At 67.4% G+C, this 16,776-nt stretch carries 12 protein-coding genes; 7 read left to right on the top strand and 5 right to left on the bottom strand.

The features are described from left to right. The first annotated feature begins 11 nt into the window (after window positions 1-11). The gene (gene mfd, locus ACQG3P_RS03600; protein WP_184125377.1) at window positions 12-3,479 is read left to right on the top strand and encodes a transcription-repair coupling factor; all 3,468 of its coding nucleotides are present in this window, start codon (window positions 12-14) and stop codon (window positions 3,477-3,479) included. A 162-nt stretch (window positions 3,480-3,641) separates the two neighbouring features. Here the strand turns inward: mfd and ACQG3P_RS03595 are convergent, their stop codons facing one another. From ACQG3P_RS03595 to ACQG3P_RS03585, 3 genes are all read right to left on the bottom strand, one after another. Beyond that, a complete protein-coding gene (locus ACQG3P_RS03595) occupies window positions 3,642-5,738 on the bottom strand; it encodes a M13 family metallopeptidase (protein ID WP_426804222.1) in 2,097 nt (698 codons plus the stop codon). Between the two features lie 197 nt (window positions 5,739-5,935). Then, the gene (gene gpmA, locus ACQG3P_RS03590; protein ID WP_093533129.1) at window positions 5,936-6,685 is read right to left on the bottom strand and encodes a 2,3-diphosphoglycerate-dependent phosphoglycerate mutase; all 750 of its coding nucleotides are present in this window, start codon (window positions 6,683-6,685) and stop codon (window positions 5,936-5,938) included. Window positions 6,686-6,742: 57 nt separating this feature from the next. Further along, a complete protein-coding gene (locus ACQG3P_RS03585) occupies window positions 6,743-7,762 on the bottom strand; it encodes a cation diffusion facilitator family transporter (RefSeq protein ID WP_426804221.1) in 1,020 nt (339 codons plus the stop codon). Window positions 7,763-7,984: 222 nt separating this feature from the next. Between ACQG3P_RS03585 and ACQG3P_RS03580 the strand changes: the two genes are divergently transcribed. The 5 genes from ACQG3P_RS03580 to ACQG3P_RS03560 all read left to right on the top strand — a co-directional run bounded on the left by ACQG3P_RS03580 (window position 7,985) and on the right by ACQG3P_RS03560 (window position 13,788). Further along, complete coding sequence (locus ACQG3P_RS03580; RefSeq protein WP_426804220.1) at window positions 7,985-8,335, top strand: hypothetical protein; 351 nt, start codon at window positions 7,985-7,987, stop codon at window positions 8,333-8,335. Continuing rightward, the gene (locus ACQG3P_RS03575; protein WP_426804219.1) at window positions 8,332-9,909 is read left to right on the top strand and encodes a PepSY-associated TM helix domain-containing protein; all 1,578 of its coding nucleotides are present in this window, start codon (window positions 8,332-8,334) and stop codon (window positions 9,907-9,909) included. The genes ACQG3P_RS03580 and ACQG3P_RS03575 overlap by 4 nt, the downstream gene beginning before the upstream one ends. Next, complete coding sequence (locus ACQG3P_RS03570) at window positions 9,906-10,223, top strand: DUF3325 domain-containing protein (RefSeq protein ID WP_426804218.1); 318 nt, start codon at window positions 9,906-9,908, stop codon at window positions 10,221-10,223. Before ACQG3P_RS03575 ends, ACQG3P_RS03570 begins: the two co-directional genes overlap by 4 nt. Window positions 10,224-10,248: 25 nt before the next feature. Beyond that, the gene (locus ACQG3P_RS03565) at window positions 10,249-12,486 is read left to right on the top strand and encodes a TonB-dependent siderophore receptor (RefSeq protein WP_426804217.1); all 2,238 of its coding nucleotides are present in this window, start codon (window positions 10,249-10,251) and stop codon (window positions 12,484-12,486) included. 174 nt (window positions 12,487-12,660) lie between these two features. Further along, window positions 12,661-13,788 (top strand): metallophosphoesterase, encoded by a 1,128-nt coding sequence (locus ACQG3P_RS03560; RefSeq protein WP_426804216.1) that lies wholly within the window; start codon window positions 12,661-12,663, stop codon window positions 13,786-13,788. Between the two features lie 30 nt (window positions 13,789-13,818). On the opposite strand, the gene ACQG3P_RS03555 is transcribed toward ACQG3P_RS03560, so the two are convergent. Further along, window positions 13,819-14,940 (bottom strand): fatty acid desaturase family protein, encoded by a 1,122-nt coding sequence (locus ACQG3P_RS03555; protein WP_426804215.1) that lies wholly within the window; start codon window positions 14,938-14,940, stop codon window positions 13,819-13,821. A gap of 2 nt (window positions 14,941-14,942) precedes the next feature. Beyond that, complete coding sequence (locus ACQG3P_RS03550; RefSeq protein WP_426804214.1) at window positions 14,943-16,016, bottom strand: ferredoxin reductase; 1,074 nt, start codon at window positions 16,014-16,016, stop codon at window positions 14,943-14,945. A 93-nt stretch (window positions 16,017-16,109) separates the two neighbouring features. Between ACQG3P_RS03550 and fabR the strand changes: the two genes are divergently transcribed. Then, entirely contained in the window at window positions 16,110-16,775 is a 666-nt protein-coding gene (fabR, locus tag ACQG3P_RS03545; RefSeq protein WP_068850302.1) for an HTH-type transcriptional repressor FabR, read from the top strand. Window position 16,776: the final 1 nt, after the last annotated feature.

Raw genomic sequence — 16,776 nt, 5'->3', positions numbered from 1 at the left:
ATCGACCGCTCATGTCACGCACCTCAACTCCCACACCGCCGCTGCCCCGTTCCGGGCAGCTCCGCGCCTGGTGGCGCGCTCCCGCCTCGCCCACGGCGCTGGCGTGGTACATCGCACGCGCTGCGGAAACCCATGACGGGCCGTTGCTGGTCATCGCGCGCGACAATCACGGCGCCAACCAGATCGAGTCCGACCTGCGCACCCTGCTGGGCGCCGCGTCGGACCTGCCGGTGGTGGCCTTCCCGGATTGGGAAACGCTGCCCTACGATGCCTTCAGCCCCCATCCGGACATCATTTCGCAGCGCCTGGCCGCACTGCACCAGTTGCCGACGCTGCGCCGTGGCATCGTGGTGGTGCCGGTGCAGACCCTGCTGCAGCAGCTGGCCCCGCTCAAGTACATCATCGGCGGCAGTTTCGACCTGAAGGTCGGCCAGCGCCTGGATCTGGATGCGGAAAAGCGCCGGCTTGAAGCGGCCGCCTACCGCAACGTGCCGCAGGTGATGGACCCGGGCGATTTCGCCGTGCGCGGTGGCCTGCTCGACGTGTTCCCGATGGGCGCGGAAGCGCCGTTGCGGATCGAACTGTTGGATGAGGACATCGATTCGATCCGCGCCTTCGACCCGGAAAGCCAGCGATCGCTGGACAAGGTCGACGCGGTGCGCATGCTGCCCGGCCGCGAAGTGCCGTTGGACGAACTGAGCGTGTCGCGGGTGCTGGCCACCCTGCGCGAGCGCTTCGACGTGGATACCCGGCGCAGTGCGCTGTACCAGGATCTCAAGTCCGGGCTGGCACCGGCTGGCGTGGAGTACTACCTGCCGCTGTTCTTCGACGCGACCGCTACGCTGTTCGATTACCTGCAGCCGAACGCGCTGCCGGTGATCGCGCCGGGCGTGGGCGAGGCGGCGGCTTCGTTCTGGGCGCAGACCCAGAACCGCTATGAGCAGCGCCGGCACGATGTGGAGCGCCCGTTGCTGGCACCCACCGAGCTGTACCTCAGCCCGGAAGGCCTGAGCGCGCGTTTGAACACCCTGCCGCGCATCGAGGTCTGGAGCGCCGACCACCCACGCATCGACGAAGCCACGCCGCTGGGTGACCAGCCGCTGCCGCCGCTGCCGGTGGCCGCGCGCGATGCGCCGGCCGGTGAAGCGCTGAAATCGTTCCTGGGCCACTACCCGGGTCGGGTGCTGATCGCCGCCGATTCGCCGGGCCGCCGCGAAGCGTTGCTGGAAGTGCTGCTGTCGGCCGAACTGAAGCCGCCGGTGGTGGCCGACCTGCCGACCTTCCTGGCCGATCCGGGCCAGCGCTTCGCCATCACGGTGGCGCCGCTGGAAGACGGCTTCGCGCTTGATGTACCGCCGCTGGCGGTACTGACCGAGCGCCAGCTGTTTCCCGAGCGCGCCGGCACCACCCGGCGCAGCCGTCGGGTCGGGCGCGAGCCGGAAGCGATCATCCGCGACCTGGGCGAGCTCACCGAAGGCGCGCCGATCGTCCATGAAGACCACGGCGTAGGCCGCTACCGCGGGCTGATCGTGCTCGACGCCGGCGGCATGCCGGGCGAGTTCCTGGAGATCGAATACGCCAAGGGCGACCGGCTGTACGTGCCGGTGGCCCAGCTGCACCTGATCAGCCGCTACTCCGGCGCCTCGCCGGAGACCGCGCCGCTGCACTCGCTCGGTGGCGAACAGTGGAGCAAGGCCAAGCGCCGCGCGGCCGAGAAGGTCCGTGACGTGGCCGCCGAACTGCTGGAGATCCAGGCCCGCCGCCGCGCGCGCGCCGGCCTGGCGCTGCACGTGGACCGCGCGATGTACGAGCCGTTCGCGGCCGGCTTCCCGTTCGAGGAAACCGCCGACCAGCTCGCCGCGATCGATGCGACCCTGCGCGACCTGGCCAGCAGCCAGCCGATGGACCGCGTGGTCTGCGGCGACGTCGGCTTCGGCAAGACCGAAGTGGCCGTGCGCGCCGCGTTCGCCGCCGCCAGCGCCGGCAAGCAGGTCGCCGTGCTGGTGCCGACCACGCTGCTGGCCGAACAGCACTACCGCAATTTCCGCGACCGCTTCGCCGATTGGCCGCTCCGGGTGGAAGTGCTGTCGCGCTTCAAGAGCACCAAGGAGATCAAGGCCGAGCTGGAAAAGGTGGCGGCCGGCACAATCGACGTCATCATCGGCACCCACCGCCTGCTGCAGCCGGACGTGAAGTTCAAGGACCTGGGCCTGGTGGTGGTGGACGAAGAACAGCGCTTCGGCGTGCGCCAGAAGGAAGCACTGAAGGCGATGCGGGCCAACGTACACCTGCTGACCCTGACCGCCACGCCGATTCCGCGCACGCTCAACATGGCCATGGCCGGCCTGCGCGACCTGTCGATCATCGCCACCCCGCCGCCGAACCGGCTGGCGGTGCAGACCTTCATCACCGTCTGGGACAACGCGCTGCTGCGCGAAGCCTTCCAGCGCGAACTGGCCCGTGGCGGACAGCTCTATTTCCTGCACAACGACGTGGAAAGCATCGGCCGCATGCAGCGCGACCTGGCCGAGCTGGTGCCCGAGGCACGCATCGGCATCGCCCACGGGCAGATGCCCGAACGCGAACTCGAGCGGGTGATGCTGGATTTCCAGAAGCAACGCTACAACGTGCTGCTGTCGACCACGATCATCGAATCGGGCATCGACATCCCCAACGCCAACACCATCATCATCAACCGCGCCGACCGGTTCGGCCTGGCCCAGCTGCACCAGCTGCGTGGCCGCGTCGGCCGTTCGCACCACCGCGCCTACGCCTATCTGGTGGTGCCGGACAAGCGCTCGATGACGCCCGATGCCGAAAAGCGCCTGGAAGCCATCGCCTCCATGGACGAACTTGGCGCCGGCTTTACCCTGGCCACGCACGATCTTGAGATCCGCGGCGCCGGCGAACTGCTGGGCGAAGACCAGAGCGGGCAGATGGCCGAAGTGGGCTTCAGCCTGTACACCGAACTGCTTGAGCGCGCGGTGCGCAGCATCCGGCTGGGCAAATTGCCCGACCTGGATTCGGGCGAGGAAGTGCGCGGTGCCGAGGTGGAGCTGCACGTGCCGGCGCTGATCCCGGACGACTACCTGCCCGACGTGCACACCCGCCTGACCCTGTACAAGCGCATCAGCAGCGCGCGTGACAGTGGCGAGCTGCGCGAACTGCAGGTGGAGATGATCGACCGTTTCGGGCTGCTGCCGGACGCGGCCAAGCACCTGTTCGCGGTGGCCGAGCTGAAGCTGCAGTGCAACGCACTGGGCATCCGCAAGCTGGAACTGGGCGAGAACGGCGGCCGCATCGTGTTCGAGGCCAAGCCGTCCATCGACCCGATGGCGGTCATCCAGATGATCCAGAAGCAGCCGAAGCTGTACACCATGGATGGCCCCGACAAGCTGCGCATCAAGGTGCCGCTGCCGTTGCCCGAAGACCGCTTCAACGCGGCCAAGGCATTGTTGACCACGCTGACGCCGGGCTGACCGCCCGCGACGGTAGAGCCGACTGTTAGTCGGCTACGCGGACCGGACCCGAGCGCGGACAGCAGCGGACTAACAGTCCGCTCTACCGTCCGCTCTACCGTCCGTTCTACCTCAGACGCCGCTTGTACAAAAAAAGGGCCCGGCATTGCCGGGCCCCTTCGCTTACCAGATCACCACGCGCTTGTCGTCGGCACGCACCATCGCATCGCCCGGCTTGCACTCGAACGCCTGCGCGAACGCCGGCATGTTCGACGGCGCGCCGTTGGCACGGAAGTTCGCCGGCGCATGCGGGTCGGTGTTCAGGCGCACGCGCAGTTCGCCGTCGGTGAAGTTGCGGCGCCACACGGTGGCCCAGTTCATGAAGAAGCGCTGGTCCTGGCTGTGCCCATCCACGGCGACATTGGCCTTGGGATTCTCCTTCAGCGCCATCTGCAGCGCGTCGTAGGCCACGGTCAGGCCGCCCAGGTCGCCGATGTTCTCGCCCAGGGTCAGCTTGCCCTTCACGTTCACGCCCGGCAGCGATTCATAGCCATCGAACTGCGCCACCAGCTGGTCGGTGCGACCCGTGAAGGCCTTGCGGTCGCTGTCGGTCCACCAGTTGTCGAAGTTGCCGTTGGCAGCGAACTGGCTGCCCGAATCATCGTAGCCGTGCATCATTTCATGGCCGATCACCGCACCGATGCCGCCGTAGTTCAGCGCCGGATCGGCCTTGGCGTCGAAGAACGGCGCCTGCAGGATCGCGGCCGGGAACACGATCTCGTTCTTGGTCGCGTTGTAATAGGCATTGACGGTCTGCGGGGTCATGCCCCACTCGGTCTTGTCGACCGGCTTGCCGATCTTGTTGAGCATGTAGCGGTAGTTGAACGCGCGCGCGGCCTGCATGTTGCCCAGGTAGCTGTCGGCGTTGGTCTCAAAGCCCGACCAGTCGCGCCACTTGTCCGGGTAACCGATCTTCGGGGTGAAGCTGGCCCACTTCTCCAGCGCCTTCTTGCGGGTGTCTTCGCCCATCCACTCCAGCTTCTCCAGGCGCGCCTTCAGTGCCACCGAGAGGTTTTCCACCAGGTGCTGCATCTGTTCCTTGGACTCGGCCGGGAACACCGCGTCCACGTACAGCTGGCCAAGGCCTTCGCCGATGGAGGTGTTGACCGACTCCAGCACGCGCTTCCAGCGCGGCTGCATTTCCTTCTGGCCACGCAGGGTGGTGCCGTAGAAGTCGAAGTTGGCCTTTTCGAACGCGCTGCTCAGGTAAGGCGCGGCGTCATCGACGGTGTGGAAGCGCAGATAGGCCTGCCAGGTCGAGGCCGGCACCTCGGTGAGCATCTTGTCCACTTCGCCGAAGAAGCCCGGCTGGGCCAGCGAGAATTTCTGTGCGGCCGGCACCTTCAGGGTGTCGAACAATGCAGTCCAGCTGAAGTTCGGAGTCAGCTTGTCCGCTTCAGCGGCGCTGACCGGGTTGTAGCGCTTGGCCGGGTCACGCAGTTCGATGCGCGACAGCGAGGCCTTGGCCAAGCGGGTTTCGAACTCCATCACCGCCTGCGCCTGGGTCTTGGCCTGCGCGGCGTCCACCCCGGACAGGGTCAGTGCCTGCGCGATGTAGGCCACATAGGCCTCGCGGATTTTGGCCTGCGATTCGTCGAAGTAGTAGCCCTTTTCCGGCAGGCCCAGGCCACCCTGGCCGACATAGACGATGACGTTGGCCGAGTCCTTGTAGTCGGCGTTGGCCGACAGCGAGAACAGCACGCCCTGGCCCTGCGCCTGGCTGTCGCGCAGGTACTGGGTAATGGCGGCGGTGTCGTTCAGCGCGGCGATCTTGTCCAGCTGCGGCTGCAGCGGGGCGATGCCGGCCGCTTCGATCTTGGCTTCATCCGAGCCGGTCTTCCAGATATCACCGATCTTGGCTTCCACCGAGCCGGCCTTGGCCTGGCTGGCGGCCGCCTGCTGCACCAGCGCGTGCTGCACTTCCAGCGAGCGCTCGCGCAGGATCTCGAAGCTGCCCCAGGTGGTCTGGTCGTTCGGCACCGGGTTGGCCTTGAGCCAGCTGCTGTTGACGAACCCGTTGAGGTCGGTACACGCGGCGATGGCCGGATCCAGGTCAGCGCTGTTGAGCGAGATCAGCGGCGTCTTGATCTGCGACAGATCGAACGCCGGCTTGGCATCGGCCACGGCGGCAGCCGGCGCGGTATCGGTCTTGCCACAGGCCGCCAGCGACGCGGCGATGGCAACGGTCAGGCCCAGCGGGACCAGCTTGGAAAACTTCATTCGACTCTCCGGCTACAGGGAAGCATCACCCGCAATGCGGGCAATCAGGCAGCGTAGCGCGGGTGAGCGGGTTCGGGACCGGCCAAAGGTCACAGGCTGTATCGACCAACGGTCGATACCTGCCTGCCCCCGCCCGGTAGGTGCGGACCGTTGGTCCGCACGCACGGAGCGCAGGGAAATCCACCAACGGTGGCTATTTACCGTGCTTTGCCCTGGTTCGCCACGGCCTCAGCGGCCTTGCGGGCTGCTTCCGGGTCGCCCAGGTAGCGGAACGACTGCACGGTCAGGTCTTCGTTGAGCTCGAACAGCAACGGAATGCCGGTCGGGATGTTGAGCTCCAGGATGGCTTCCTGCGAGACGTTGTTGAGGTACTTGTACAGCGCGCGCAGCGAATTGCCGTGCGCGGTGACCAGCACCGTCTTGCCGTCCTTCAGCTGCGGCGCGATCGCGTCGAACCAGTACGGCAGCACGCGGTCCAGCGTGGTCGCCAGCGACTCCGTGCCCGGCAGCGCATTGCGGTCCAGCGTCGAGTAGCGACGGTCGTGGATCGGGTGGCCCGGATCCTCGCGGTCCATCGCCGGGGGCGGGATGTCGTACGAACGGCGCCAGATCTTGACCTGGTCCTCGCCGTGCTTGGCCGCCGTCTCGGCCTTGTCCAGGCCCTGCAGCCCACCGTAGTGACGCTCGTTGAGGCGCCAGCTCTTGCTCACCGGCAGCCAGTCCTGGTCCAGCTCGGCCAGTGCGCCCTGCAGCGTGTGGATCGCGCGCTTCAGCACCGACGTGTGCGCCACATCGAACTGCAGCCCCTCTTCGCGCATCAGGCGGCCGGCGGCGGCGGCCTCGCGGCGCCCCTGCTCGGTCAGTTCCACGTCCACCCAACCGGTGAAGCGGTTGTCCAGGTTCCACTGGCTCTGGCCGTGGCGCAACAGTACGAGTTTCCGGGTCACTGCGGTTTCTCCGAGGGGATGGCGAGGCAGACGCCCATTGTAGCGGCAGCCGCCGGTTCAGGGATGTGGATGGCCGTGATGGCCCTGCGCGTCCGGGCCGCTGCGGCGTGGCTCATGCGTCCGCCCATGCGCGTGCCCCGCATGGTCATGGTCATGATCGCCGTGCCCCGCCTTCCCCGCCGGCGTGCTATCGCCGCAATCATCCCCGCAATGGTCCGCCTCGATCTGCAGCGTCACATGATCGATGCCGAACTCCTCGTGGAGCGCCGTGCCCAGCCGGCGGCGCAGCCCGTCCGCATCCACCCCTTCGGCGACCACCACATGCGCCGTCAGCGCCGGCGTGCTCGAGGCCAGCGCCCACACATGCAGATCGTGCACGTCCTGCACGCCCGCGTGCGCGCACAACCGCGCGCGCACCGCCTCCACCTGGATGCCTTTGGGCACGCCTTCCAACAACACGTTGATCGCCTCGCGCATCAGCACCCACGTGCGCGGCAGCACCCACAGCCCGATCAGCACCGCCAGGATCGGATCGATCGGCTTCCACCCGGTCCAGCGGATCAGCAGCGCGCCGATGATCACCGCCACCGAACCCAGCATGTCCGCCCACACTTCCAGGTAGGCGCCCTTCACGTTGAGGCTCTCACCGCTGCCCGCGCGCAGCAGACGCATCGAAATCAGATTGATCACCAGCCCGAAGGCCGCGATCACCAACATGCCGGTCGACGCGATTTCCTGCGGCTGGCGGAACCGCGCCACCGCCTCCCACAGGATGTAGGCGGCCACCACGAACAGCATGCCGCCGTTGATCATCGCGCCCAGCGCTTCCAGCCGCGCATACCCGTAGGTGCGCCGTGCATCCGGCGGGCGCCGGCTCAGCCGCACCGCCACCAGCGCGATCATCAGTGCCAGCGTGTCGGTGGCCATGTGCGCCGCATCGGACAACAGCGCGAGGCTGTTGGTCCAGAACGCGCCCACCACCTCGACGATGAGGAAGGTGGTGGTCAGCCCCAGCGCCCACCACAACGGCTTCTCGTGGCGGATCTCGCTCGGCAGGTGATCGTGGTCGTGACCCATGGCAACAGCTCCTGTGCAATGGGCAAAGCCTACTGCGGCAGCCGCCGGGGAGACTATTACGGTGTTTATAACATTGCAGGACGCGCGGCCTGGGCATGGGATGGGCCGGGAAACCGCTGCAGCACAAGGCTCGGCACGGCGCATCCCTCGATAGAGGGATTCGACAGGGTCGCCGACGTCAAATACTATTGATTCTCAATTGCTTTGCAGCTCCCCGCCGCCGTGTCCCGTTCGCAACCGCCCTCCTCCTCCCCGACCGTACCGGCCGGTGCCACCCCGCGCCGCGCGTCGCCGCGCAAGGCGGGCAACGGCGTGCTCTGGGCGCGCGGCGGGCTGGCCCTGCTCGGCGGCTACGCGGTTGCGGCCACCTGGGCTGCCGCGCTGGCGCGCCTGCTGCCCGGCAGCCTGGCGGACGCCGCACTGGCCGCGACCATGGCCTCGTTCGTGATCTACACCCTCGCGGCGATCTGGGCCTATGCGGCGCGCAGCGTCGCACGTGCGGCGGTGGGGCTGGCACTGGCAGCCGCCGTCGGCGTGGCCCTGTCCACCCTGCTGGCCGGGAGCGCGGCATGAGCCAGGGCTTCCGCCAGTCGCAGGCGGTGCTGCACACCTGGTCCGGCCTGGTGGTCGGCTGGGTGCTGTACCTGATCTTCATCGCCGGCACCGCCAGCTACTGGCGGGTGGAACTGACCCGCTGGATGCAGCCGGAACTGACCCTGCCGGCCACTACCGCGATCGCGCTGGAACAGGCGCAGGCCTTCCTGGCGCGCACCGCGCCAGACGCCACGCGCTGGTCCATCGAACTGCCCGGCAGCCGCAGCAACGCCACCGCAGTGCGCTGGCAGCCCAAGGATGCACCGGAACCCAAACGCGGCCAGCCCAACCCGTGGCAGGCCACGCTGGATGCCAACGGCACCCCGGTGCAGGCGCGCGAAACGCGCGGCGGCGATTTCTTCTACCGCCTGCACTTCGACCTGCACTACGTGCCGGTGATCTGGGCGCGCTGGTTCGTGTGCTTCTGCACCATGTTCATGCTGGTAGCCATCGTCAGCGGCGTGATCACCCACAAGAAGATCTTCGCCGACTTCTTCACCCTGCGCCGCGGCAAGGGCCAGCGCAGCTGGCTGGACGGGCACAACGCCCTGGCGGTGCTGTCGCTGCCGTTCCACCTGATGATCACCTACACCGGGTTGATCACGCTGATGACCGTGTACATGCCGTGGGCGGTGGATGCCAACTTCGGCGGGCGCGATGCGTTCTTCGCCGAGCTGTTCCCGCGCGAGGCCAAGGTCGAGCCGCTGGGCCAGGCCGCCACGCCACCGACGCTGGCGGCCCTGTTGCCGGTGGCCGCGCGGCAGTGGGGCGATGGCCATGCCGCCTCCGTGGTGGTTGACCAGCCCGGCGATGCGGCGATGCGCATCACCCTGCGCCGCGACAGTGGCGACCGCATTGCCGACAGCGGCGAACCGCTGCGCTTCGATGCCCGCGGCACGCTGCTGGGTGAGGCCCCGCGACGCTCGGCCACCGTGTACACCCGCGACGGCATGATCGGCATGCACGCCGGCCGTTTCGCCCCCACCGCGATGCGCTGGCTGTTCTTCCTGTCCGGCGTGGCCGGCACGCTGATGGTGGCCACCGGGCTGGTGCTGTGGACGGTGAAGCGGCGCGAACAGCTGCCCGATCCCGCCCGCCCGCATCTGGGTTTCCGCATCGTGGAACGCCTGAACATCGGCTTCGTGGCCGGCCTGCCGGTGGCGATGCTCGCGTTCCTGTGGAGCAACCGGCTGCTGCCGGCCGCACTGGAGCAACGCTCCAAGGCTGAAATCAGCGTGTTCTTCGCCGCGTGGGCGGTGTGCCTGGTGCATGCCACGCTGCGCCTGCCGCGCCGCGCGTGGGTGGAACAGCTCGCCTGTGCAGGCGTGCTCGCCGTGCTGCTGCCGGTGTTCAACCTGGCGGCCTGGCACGGCGGCATGTTCACGGCCTTCGCCACAGGCGACCTGGCCAAGGGCGGCATCGATGTCGGCCTGCTGCTGATCGGTGCAGGCCTGTTGTGGGCCGCGCGCAAGGTCAACCGGCATGTGCCGGCGCAGCGTCGTGTGCGTGCGCCACGCGCCAGCGCGGCCACCGCGACCGGGCCCAGCGCATGACCGCGCTTGCCCTGCTGCTGTCGCTGTTTGGCTTTTCGTGCCTGTCGCTGGCCATGGAACGCCACCATCGGGATGTCTTCGGTCCCGCCCCTGCGCCGGCGCGCCGCCGCCGGCTGCGGCTGCTCGGCTGGGTCGCGCTGAGCGCCGCCGTGGCCTGCAGCATCAGCGCCTGGGGCATTGCCTACGGCGTCATCGCCGGCTGCGGCATCCTCGCCGCCGGTGCCGCCCTGCCCCTGCTCTGGCTCAGCTACCGGACCGCGCCCACGGCGCGACCCTCGCCACGCTCCGCCGCACCGCGCGCGCCCGATTCCTGATCTTCGCTGCTACCGAGGCTTTCCCATGTCCCGCTTCCGCACCGCTGGCGCCCCGCGCCGGAACACCCTTGCCCTGTGTCTGGCGCTGGCCGCTACGGCACCCTTGCTGGCGCAGGCCCAATCCGTCGCCACGCCGGACGGGGACACCCCGAAGACCACCGAGCTGGACAAGGTGATGGTCACCCAGCGCACCGAGGGCTACCAGGTGTATGGCACCAACACCGCCACCAAGCTGCCGTTGACCCTGCGCGAAACCCCGCAGTCGCTCACGGTGTTCACCCGCCAGCGCATCGAAGATTTCAACCTCATCACCATCGCCGAAGTACTGCAGCAGACCCCGGGCGTGACCGTGCAGTCGTATGACAGCAACCGCACCCTGTTCAACGCGCGTGGCTTTGCGATCAACAACTTCATGTTCGATGGCGTGCCGACCAACTACACCACCGGTGCCGGCGGCAACTCGATCCTCAGCGACACCTCGATCTACGAGCGCATTGAAATCGTGCGCGGCGCCAGCGGCCTGGTAACCGGCTCGGGCAATCCCTCGGCCACGGTCAACATGGTGCGCAAGCGCCCGACCGACACCTTCCAGGCCAGTACCAGCCTCAGCGCCGGCTCGTGGGACTACCAGCGCGGCGAAGTGGATGTCTCCGGCCCGCTGACCGCCAACGGCCGTGTGCGCGGCCGCTTCGTCGGCGCTTACACCGACAAGGAAAGCTGGGTGCGTTTCCAGCATGACAAATCGCCCAGCCTGTACGGCGTGATCGAAGCCGACCTCACCGACAGCACCCGCCTGCGCGCCGGCATCGATTACCTCAAGACCGAATCCGACGGCGGCGCCTGGAGCGCCTCGCCGCTGTTCTTCCGCGATGGCAGCACCGCGAAGATGCCGCGCTCCTACAGCGCCGCAGCACGCTGGAACGAATGGAACCGCGAAAGCACCAACTATTTCCTCACCCTCGAGCAGCAGTTCGGGGCCGGCTGGAGCGGTCGCCTGGCCTACAACCGCCGCAACACCGACACCGACAGCCTGCTGCTGGCCGGCTCCAATACCGGCAACTGGGCCGACCCGGTCACCGGCCTGGGCCTGCGCATCGCCGATACCTATTCGGTGTCCGAAACCCGCGAAGATGCCTTCGACCTGTATGCATCGGGCCCGTTCCAGCTGTTCGGGCGCCAGCACGAACTGGTGGTGGGCGTGAACCATTACGACCGCGACCTGGACACGATCCGTGCCGGCATCAGCTCGCGCCCGTACAACGTGGCCGCCTTCCCCAGCATCTACAGCTGGGACGGCAACATCGGCAAGCCGACCACCTTCAACTACGGCATTCCCTCCAACACCACCACCACCACTGAAACCGGCTACTACGCCGCGGTGCGCCTGAACCCGATCGACCCGCTCAAGGTCATCGCCGGCGTGCGCTATTCGGACTACAAGAGCAGCACCGACAATTTCGACGTCAACGGTGTGTTCACCGGCCGCAGCGCGCGCACCACCGCGCACGAGCCGACCCCGTACCTGGGTGCCATCTACGACCTCAGCGCGAACATCTCCGCGTTCGCCAGCTATTCCGATGTGTTCCAGGCCACCGCGCTGCGCGACATCAACAACCAGCTGCTGGATCCGGTGACCGGCAGCAACTACGAATATGGCTTCAAGGGCGAGTTCTTCGGCGGCCGCCTGTACGGCTCGCTCAACGGCTTCTACATGAAGCAGGACAACGTGGCCACGCGCGACCCGGCCGGCGCCGACATCGTGCTGCCCGACGGCAGCGTGCCCTACATCGCCAGCAAGGGTATCGAAACCAACGGCGCCGAATTCGAACTGTCCGGTTCGATCACCGACACCTGGAGCATGACCGGCGGCTACACCTACGCCTACAGCACCAACCCGGACGGCAGCCGCTTCGCCAGCACCAGCCCCGTGCAACTGGCACGCTTCAACACGACCTGGCGCCACGGCAGGTGGATGGTCGGCGGTGGGTTCACAGTGCAGAGCGAGATCTACCAGATGCAGCCGATCCCGACCGGGCGCTACACCGTTGCCGGGGCCCCGATCACCGCCACCGGCAAGATGCGCCAGGGCGGGTATGTTCTGTTCGACCTGATGGGGCGGTACCGGATCACCGACAACGTGAGCGTGGGGGTGACCGTGACCAACCTGTTCGACAAGGTGTATTACCGGAATGTCGGGTTCTTCAATTCGGGCTACTGGGGCGAGCCGCGCCGGGTCTTGTTCAATCTGCGGGCCAGTTTCTGAGGGGCAGTCACGCAGGGCATGGCTCCATGCGGCGCGGTAGGCGACGACCGTTGGTCGTCGCGGCCACATTGCGCATGGTGGGCTGACCAATGGGGCATAGCTGAGGGGTGTGGCGGCGGTTAGGATCGGGTGGGCGGCGTATCGCCGCCTGCCCCGTTCCGCTGGAAGTTTCCGATGCCGCTTCGTGCCCGTTCCGCCGCCGCCCGCCTGATCCTGGCGGGGCTTGTCCTGGTTCCCCTGCTTGCCGCCGCCCGGGAGGTTCCCGCGCCGGCCGAACATGTGGATGCCGACGGCCCCTACGTGTTCATGACCAGCAAGGGCCACCAGGCGCAGTGGGTGTGCAATGACCACGTGGTCGAGCGTGACCTGCCGGCGCGCGGTGCCGGCACCGTGGTGCTGCCCGAATGCGGCTACCCGCATCCGTTGACGGTGGCTGCGCCTCAGCGGGCCAGCACCGCGCAGTACCCGGCCACGCCGCGCATCGTGGCGGTGTCAGACATCCACGGTCAGTACGGCCTGCTGGTGAAGCTGCTGCGCGCCCATCATGTCATCGATGACGACGACCACTGGTCACTGGGCACCGCCACCCTGGTGGTGGCCGGCGATGTATTTGATCGTGGCCCGCAGGTGACCGAGGCCTTCTGGCTGCTGTACAGCCTGCAGCAGCAGGCCGCTGCGGCCGGTGGCGCGGTGCACTTCGTGCTGGGCAACCATGAAACCATGGTGCTGTACGACGACCTGCGCTACGTGAACCCCAAATACCTCAAGAGCGCCCAGCTGCTGGGCCGCAGCTACCCGGCACTGTACAGCGCCGACTCGGTGATCGGCCAGTGGCTGCGGACCCGCCCGGTGATGCTGCTGATCGGCGATACGCTGTTCCTGCACGGCGGCATCGCGCCGCAGAACCTGGACCTGGTACGCGGGCTGGACGCCACCAACACCCTGTACCAGGCTTCGGTCGGCCTGCCCAAAGACCAGGTCAAGGCCGCACCGGACACGGCACGCCTGTTCGACGGCAAGACCAGTCCGATCTGGTTCCGTGGCTACTTTGACGGGCAGATGGCTACCGACCAGGTCGATGCCCTGCTCAAGGACCTCGAGCTCAAGCGCATCGTGGTCGGGCATACCTCGATGCCGCACGTGAGCAGCTTCCATGGCGGTCGCATCATCGCCATCGACAGCAGCATCAAGAACGGGGAGAACGGCGAACTGCTGTTCATCGAAGACGGTGCGGTCAGCCGTGGCCTGCTGGATGGCTCACGGGTGCCGCTGGCCGAAGGAAAGATGGGCCTGGAGGACTGACCGGCGATTCGTCTTCCAGCACGTGTGCCGTCATGCGCCCTGTTCGGCGGTAACCAGCGGCTTCACCCGCACCGGGCGGCTGGGGAAGGCGTGGCGCACGATCCGCCACATCACCTGGCCGAACTGCTTCGGCAGCGAACCGGTGTTGTAGTGCTGGCCATAACGCGCGCAGATCTCCTTCACCTCCACCGCGATGGCGGCGTAACGGTTGGCCGGCACATCGGGGAAGAAATGGTGCTCGATCTGGTGGCTGAGGTTGCCGGTCATTACGTTCATCGCCTTGCCGCCGGCAATGTTCGACGAACCGCGCAGCTGGCGCAGGTACCAGTGGCCACGGCTTTCATCGCGCACGCATTCCTTCGGGAAGGTCTCCGCATCGGCAGTGAAATGCCCGCAGAAGATCACCACATAGGTCCACACATTGCGGATCACATTGGCCACCACGTTGCCCAGCAGCACCGGCAGGAAGAACGGGCCGGCCAGCGCCGGGAACAGCAGGTAGTCCTTGAACATCTGCTTGCCCATCTTGCGCCCCACCGGGCGCGCCTGTGCCAGCAGCTGGCGGAAGGTGATCTTGCCGGCAAACCAACGGCCCAGGCGCAGGTCCTGGATGGCGATGCCCCATTCGAACAGCAGCGCGAACACCACCGCCACCACTGGCTGGGTCAGGTAGAACGGGCGCCAGCGCTGTTCGGGGAAGATCCGCAGCAGGCCGTAGCCGATGTCATCGTCCAGCCCGCGTACGTTGGTGTAGGTGTGGTGGCGGAAGTTGTGGGTCTTGCGCCAGTTGTCGGCGGTGCCGACGATGTCCCACTCGTAGGTGCTGCCCTGCAGCTGCGGGTCGCCCATCCAGTCGTACTGGCCATGGATGACGTTGTGGGCCAGCTCCATGTTTTCCAGGATCTTGGACAGCGCCAGCAACACCACGCCGGCAATCCAGGCCGGAATCAGCACGCTGTGCACGAATGCGCCCAGGAACAACAGCGCGCGGCCGGCCACGCCGGTCCAGCGCACGCCCGCGACCACGCGGCGGATGTAGCGCGCATCGGCGTCACCCAGCGTCGCCAGATGACGGGCACGCAGGGCGTCCAGTTCGTTGCCGAACGCGTCGAGTTCGGCGGCGGACAACACGCGGTTATGCACGGCAAGCATGCTCAGAGCTCCAGGATCAGGTCGGTGCTGGCGCTGTTCACGCACAGCTTCACTTGCGTGGCCGGTTCGGCCGCGTACTCGCCGGTCAGGGTGTGGCGGGTCACGCCACTGGCCTTGCCGCACACACAGGTATTGCAGATGCCCATGCGGCAGCCGCTGGCCGGGCGCAGCCCTTCGGCTTCCAGCGCCTGCAGCAGCGACGTACCGCGCGGCAGTTCCAGGGTGCGGCCACTGCGGCGCAGCTCCACGCGCACCGTGCCGGTTTCTGCATCAGGCAGCACCGGCGGGGTGAAGGCTTCGGATTGCAGCGAGGCGACCTGCCCCTGCAGCCGCGTGTTGGCGGCCTCGACGAAACCGCCCGGTCCGCAGGCCATCACCTGCGCGCTGGAAAGATCGCCCAGCGCGCTGAAATCGTAGTCGCCCACGCGAGCGGCCGGCGCAGTCTGATCGCGGGTCAGCGCAAGGTGCACGCGGAAACCGGGATGGCGGGCGGCGATATCGGCCAGCTCGTCGGCAAAGCACACGGCCTCGCGCTGCTGCGCCCAGTACACCAGGTCCACCTGCACCGGCATGCCGGCGGTCTCCATCTGGCGTACCAGCGCGCGCATCGGGGTGATGCCGCTGCCCGCAGCGAGCAGCAGCACCCGCGCCGCAGGCGTCGCCGCCAGGGTCATCTCACCGAAAGCCTGGCCCAGCTCGAACACCTCGCCCACCTGCGCATGCTGCGCCAGGTGCTGGCTGACCTTGCCGCCCGCGACCTTTTTCACGGTGATCGCCAGGCAGCCGTCATCCAGCAGGGTCGGGCTGTAGCTGCGCGACAGCCGGCGGCCGTCCACTTCCACGCCCAGGTTCACGTGCTGGCCCGGGGACACCCCGCGGAAATGGCGGTTCGGGCGCAGGACCAGAGTGACCGCGTCGGCGCTGGCCGCATTGCGGGACACCAGCCGTGCCCGCGCCCGGCGCAGGGTCCATAGCGGATGCACCCGGCCGGCCCAGAAGTCGAAAAGCTCCTCGGACACCCAGTGGCGGGGCGAGAGGGAGGAACGGCGGGCGGCAGGACGAGGAAGTGCGCTCATGCCGCCACTATACGGGCGAGCATACAGCTGTGTATACAGTTGTATATTGCCCAGACCGGCTATGATTCAGGGACTTGACCGTCTGGCCTCTGGATGACCCCGCCCGATTCGCACCTGACCGTCCACGACGACGCCCTGCCGGCCCGCAAAGCCTCGATTTCACGTGAGGATCTGCTGGCCGCCGCCCTGACCCTGATCGGCCCGCACCGCAGCGTGTCGACCCTGAGTCTGCGCGAGGTTGCCCGCGAAGCCGGGATCGCCCCGAATTCCTTCTATCGTCAGTTCCGCGACATGGATGAACTGACGGTGGCCCTGATCGACCTGGCCGGCCGTTCGCTGCGCACCATCATTGGTGAGTCGCGGCAGCGCGCGGCATCGTCGGATCGCAGTGTCATTCGCCTGTCGGTGGAAACGTTTTTTGAACAGCTGCGCGCCGACGACCGCCTGCTGCACGTATTGCTGCGCGAAGGCAGCGCCGGTTCGGATGCCTTCAAGCAGGCCGTCGAGCGCGAACTGAACTACTTCGAAGAAGAGCTCTGCGTGGACCTGATCCGGCTGGCGCATGCTGACAACGGCGCGCTGCTGCACGAGCCGCACCTGGTGGCCAAGGCGATCACCCGGCTGGTGTTCGCCATGGGCGGCACCGCGCTGGACCAGCCCCCCGAGCGCGACCCGGAAATGATCGAACAGACCGCGCAGATGCTGCGCATGATCATCACCGGAGCGCGGACGATCGCGGGATACCCGCCAACGCGCTGAG

This window comes from Stenotrophomonas sp. SrG (assembly GCF_050031795.1).
Taxonomy (GTDB): domain Bacteria; phylum Pseudomonadota; class Gammaproteobacteria; order Xanthomonadales; family Xanthomonadaceae; genus Stenotrophomonas; species Stenotrophomonas rhizophila_A.
Note: the sequence above shows the minus strand (reverse complement) of the source record. Positions and strands in the feature narration are given on the sequence as shown.

Coding starts and splice junctions, on each gene's coding strand:
- mfd (WP_184125377.1), top strand. CDS start 12: ATGTCACGCACCTCAACTCCCACACCGCCGCTGCCCCGTTCCGGGCAG.
- ACQG3P_RS03595 (WP_426804222.1), bottom strand. CDS start 5,738: ATGAAGTTTTCCAAGCTGGTCCCGCTGGGCCTGACCGTTGCCATCGCC.
- ACQG3P_RS03585 (WP_426804221.1), bottom strand. CDS start 7,762: ATGGGTCACGACCACGATCACCTGCCGAGCGAGATCCGCCACGAGAAG.
- ACQG3P_RS03575 (WP_426804219.1), top strand. CDS start 8,332: ATGAGCCAGGGCTTCCGCCAGTCGCAGGCGGTGCTGCACACCTGGTCC.
- ACQG3P_RS03570 (WP_426804218.1), top strand. CDS start 9,906: ATGACCGCGCTTGCCCTGCTGCTGTCGCTGTTTGGCTTTTCGTGCCTG.
- ACQG3P_RS03565 (WP_426804217.1), top strand. CDS start 10,249: ATGTCCCGCTTCCGCACCGCTGGCGCCCCGCGCCGGAACACCCTTGCC.
- ACQG3P_RS03560 (WP_426804216.1), top strand. CDS start 12,661: ATGCCGCTTCGTGCCCGTTCCGCCGCCGCCCGCCTGATCCTGGCGGGG.
- ACQG3P_RS03555 (WP_426804215.1), bottom strand. CDS start 14,940: ATGCTTGCCGTGCATAACCGCGTGTTGTCCGCCGCCGAACTCGACGCG.
- ACQG3P_RS03550 (WP_426804214.1), bottom strand. CDS start 16,016: ATGAGCGCACTTCCTCGTCCTGCCGCCCGCCGTTCCTCCCTCTCGCCC.
- fabR (WP_068850302.1), top strand. CDS start 16,110: ATGACCCCGCCCGATTCGCACCTGACCGTCCACGACGACGCCCTGCCG.